4 protein-coding genes and 1 pseudogene are annotated in these 3,124 nt (G+C 33.7%); all 5 read left to right on the top strand.

Going from position 1 to position 3,124, the window contains the following annotated elements; translation table 11 throughout:
* On the top strand, positions 1–255 hold a 255-nt coding region (locus tag BHECKSOX2_RS08910; RefSeq protein ID WP_483444639.1), incomplete at its 5' end, for a transposase.
* 184 nt (positions 256–439) lie between these two features.
* Positions 440–670 (top strand): annotated as a pseudogene (locus tag BHECKSOX2_RS10355) (transposase); the annotation flags it as partial.
* 235 nt (positions 671–905) lie between these two features.
* Complete coding sequence (locus BHECKSOX2_RS08920; protein WP_139683287.1) at positions 906–2,150, top strand: lipopolysaccharide biosynthesis protein; 1,245 nt, start codon at positions 906–908, stop codon at positions 2,148–2,150.
* Positions 2,151–2,210: 60 nt separating this feature from the next.
* Positions 2,211–2,603, top strand: coding sequence for an FAD synthase family protein (locus tag BHECKSOX2_RS08925; protein ID WP_139683288.1), 393 nt, complete (start codon positions 2,211–2,213; stop codon positions 2,601–2,603).
* A gap of 88 nt (positions 2,604–2,691) precedes the next feature.
* The coding region (locus BHECKSOX2_RS08930; RefSeq protein WP_139682531.1) for a transposase at positions 2,692–3,124 on the top strand (433 nt) is incomplete at its 3' end.

Consider the following 3,124-nt stretch of genomic DNA (forward strand, 5'->3'; position numbering starts at 1 on the left):
AAACAAACTCATATTGATGCTAAACGCAAAGGTTGCAATCTAAAGACTATCTTGAAAAACAATATGAAAAATAAAAATAAGGGTAGAGACAGTTTTATCACAAAAATGCGTAGTCCGTATGAGCGAGTATTCTCTCAAACTAATCATCGAACAAGGTATAGGGGTGTTGCTAAAAATCAGTTTGCAATGTTTATGGAATCATTGGCGTTTAATCTTAAAAGAATGGTGATTTTAAATGAAGAGTATGGTTTTTAAGGGAGGGGTATTGTTTGTTTTTTGTTGATTTTAAGGGAAATTGACAAAAAATGGGAAGATAGCGGGGTTTAATGGGAGAAATATGAAAAAAAATAGGGAATAGCGAGCGGGGTTTGATGAGAAAAATATGAGAAAAATTGGGTTTTAGATTTTTTTTAAAAAAATTCTTTAAATTCAACGGTCTCATCATAGTTGGGAAAGGGGCTTAAACGAGAATCACAATGGACTGTTAAGGCAATTCTTCCCTAAGCGAATGGCTTTGGATAATGTGAGTGAGAAAGAAGCATTTAGGGCAACAGATTTAATGAATAATAGACCTAGGAAATGCTTGGGGTACAAGACCCCATTTGAGGTCTTTGCCAAGATGACTGGCAAGGACTATTTTTTAAATGGAAGTGTTGCACTTATGGGTTGAATTCGCCTTATATTCATTCGGCTGATTAGGCAAAAAGGCGTTAGATTGCTGAATTATCTCTTTCAATAAACAAAAGTGAGATGCTTGTTGTGAATTTGGATACAAGAAAAGAGCGTAGTACGCTGGAAATAACAAAGGCTTTTATGCAGATAAGTGGTAAAAAAATCAGTTTTAAAATTGTAAAATTTTTTAAATCGTTCAAACAAACACTAGCAATTAAATTGACTGGCTGTTTATGTTAGCCAATATATCTCGTATTGCCAGTGGGCAATTTATTGCACAATTGATATTGGTGGCTTCACTGCCTTATATTACTCGGTATTACAATCCAGAAGAATTTGGTGTTTTTGCTGTATTTAGTGCTATTACATGGATTTTGGTTGTATTTTCCACGGGTAAGGCGGAGTTTTTAATTATCACTATGAAAAGCAAGGATGAGGCGGTCGTATTGACTATGGGTATTATGACCATGGTATTGATTTTTAGTTTTGTAATTACCTTAATCACGGTGTTTCTTTTATCTGATTTTTTAAATTCATTTTTCTCAAAAGAGTTTAATTATTTGCCCCTCTTAATTGGTGTTACTGTATTATTTATAGGGGGCGCACAAACATTAAGATACTATGCTACTTATTTAGGTAATTTTTCAGGTCATGGTATAGCAGCCACAGTAAACGCCATAAGTATGGTTTCCATTTCACTTGGATATGCGATTTTTATAGGTGGAGATTCGTTACCAATTGGACTTATTTTGGGGCAAACGATTGGACAGTTCTTCTCATTTCTTGTTTTTTTGTTTTATACAGATATCATACAAATGATAACTTTAAAAAAACTTAAAATGTCGTCACTTACTGTTTTTAGTCAAATACAAAAAATACCTATTTTATTAACAACGCATTTAGCTTCTTCTTTAAGTTCACGCATACCTACGCTGATTATGTCTGCCGTAGGCGGTATGTCTGCTGCGGGTATATTTGCAATGGCTGAAAGGGCTGTGGGTGCGCCAACAGGTGCTTTTGGGCAAGCAGTTGGGCAAGTTGCTCGGCATCGATATCGCAAAGTATATGAGGTTGATAATGGCAACACATCTCTGCCAAGAAAAATAATTAAATCTACTTTCTTTTTTGTTATTTTTGGCTATGGATTGCTAATAGTATTAGCTGATTGGCTTGTGCCATTAGTGTTAGGAGAGCAGTGGCGTGTTGCTATTGTGTTTGTACAAATTATTGCCGTCATGGAGTTGTTTAATTTTATGTTTTACAGTGTGGAAGATATTACCATTATTCGTGATAATTTTTCGTATCGAATGTGGACTCAAATCGCACAATTAATATTCTTATTGACACTATATGTTGTCGTCAATATAACAAATATCTTGTCAAATATTGAGTTAGCGTTGGGCTTGATATGTTTTGCTAGAATTTTATTTGTTGTTTATGATTTGAACAGGACTTGGCGTGGTATTCAGAAAAACTGATAAAATGATTGGGTATATTTTAAGATTAATGTTTGATAAGCGTTTAAATTTAGAGAAAAAATGATAAAAGTAATAACTTACGGAACATTTGATTTGTTTCATATTGGACATTGGAATTTGTTGAATAGGGCAAAAAATGAAGGCAATTATTTGATTGTTGCTATTTCTAGTGATGAATTTAATTTACGGAAAGGCAAAAAATCACAGATGGAATTTCAAGAGAGATGCAAGGTTGTTAAGTCGTTATCCTTTGTAGATAAAGTGATTGTAGAGAACAGTTGGAAGCAAAAAGAAAGCGATATAAAAAAATACGGTGTAAATGTATTTGTCATGGGAGATGACTGGCAGGGAAGGTTTGACGACTTAAAAAAGTATTGTCAAGTTAAGTATTTACCAAGAACCAGTAACATATCATCTTCAATTTTAAAAAAATTATTTAATCATGAAAAATAATATTAATGGAGACCTTTGCATAACCCAACCAAAAAACCACCAATCTGATAAAATAACACCCATCTAAAACAACCATAAAACACCCAAAATGTCTTGGAAAAACACCCAACAAAATTCATTTGCAGATTCTCTTGTTATTGAACATAAATCTCTATCAGAACTAGACGATGTGCATAACATCATTAACTGGGGCGAGATAGAACAAACACTATCAAATCTTTATACCTCCAAAACAGCTGCAAGCGCCTATCCACCCATAATGATGTTTAAAATCCTAATTCTTCAGGCTTGGTATGCGCTTAGCGATGAAGCCTTAGAAAAACAAATTGCTAGAGATTTAATGTTCAGACGCTTCATTGATTTAAGTTTAAGCGAAGCAGTGCCAGACCATTCCACCATTTGGCGTTTTAGACAATTACTCAATACTGAAAATTTGCTAGAAGCACTACTAGAACAAATCAATCATCATTTAGAACAAAACAGTATTATTGTTTCTCTAGGTTCAATCAACATTATTGATG

This window comes from thiotrophic endosymbiont of Bathymodiolus puteoserpentis (Logatchev), from assembly GCF_900127505.1.
Classification (GTDB): domain Bacteria; phylum Pseudomonadota; class Gammaproteobacteria; order PS1; family Pseudothioglobaceae; genus Thiodubiliella.

Bases quoted from the DNA above. Each gene is read 5' to 3' on its own strand.
- BHECKSOX2_RS08920 (WP_139683287.1), top strand. From the start codon at position 906: ATGTTAGCCAATATATCTCGTATTGCCAGTGGGCAATTTATTGCACAA.
- BHECKSOX2_RS08925 (WP_139683288.1), top strand. From the start codon at position 2,211: ATGATAAAAGTAATAACTTACGGAACATTTGATTTGTTTCATATTGGA.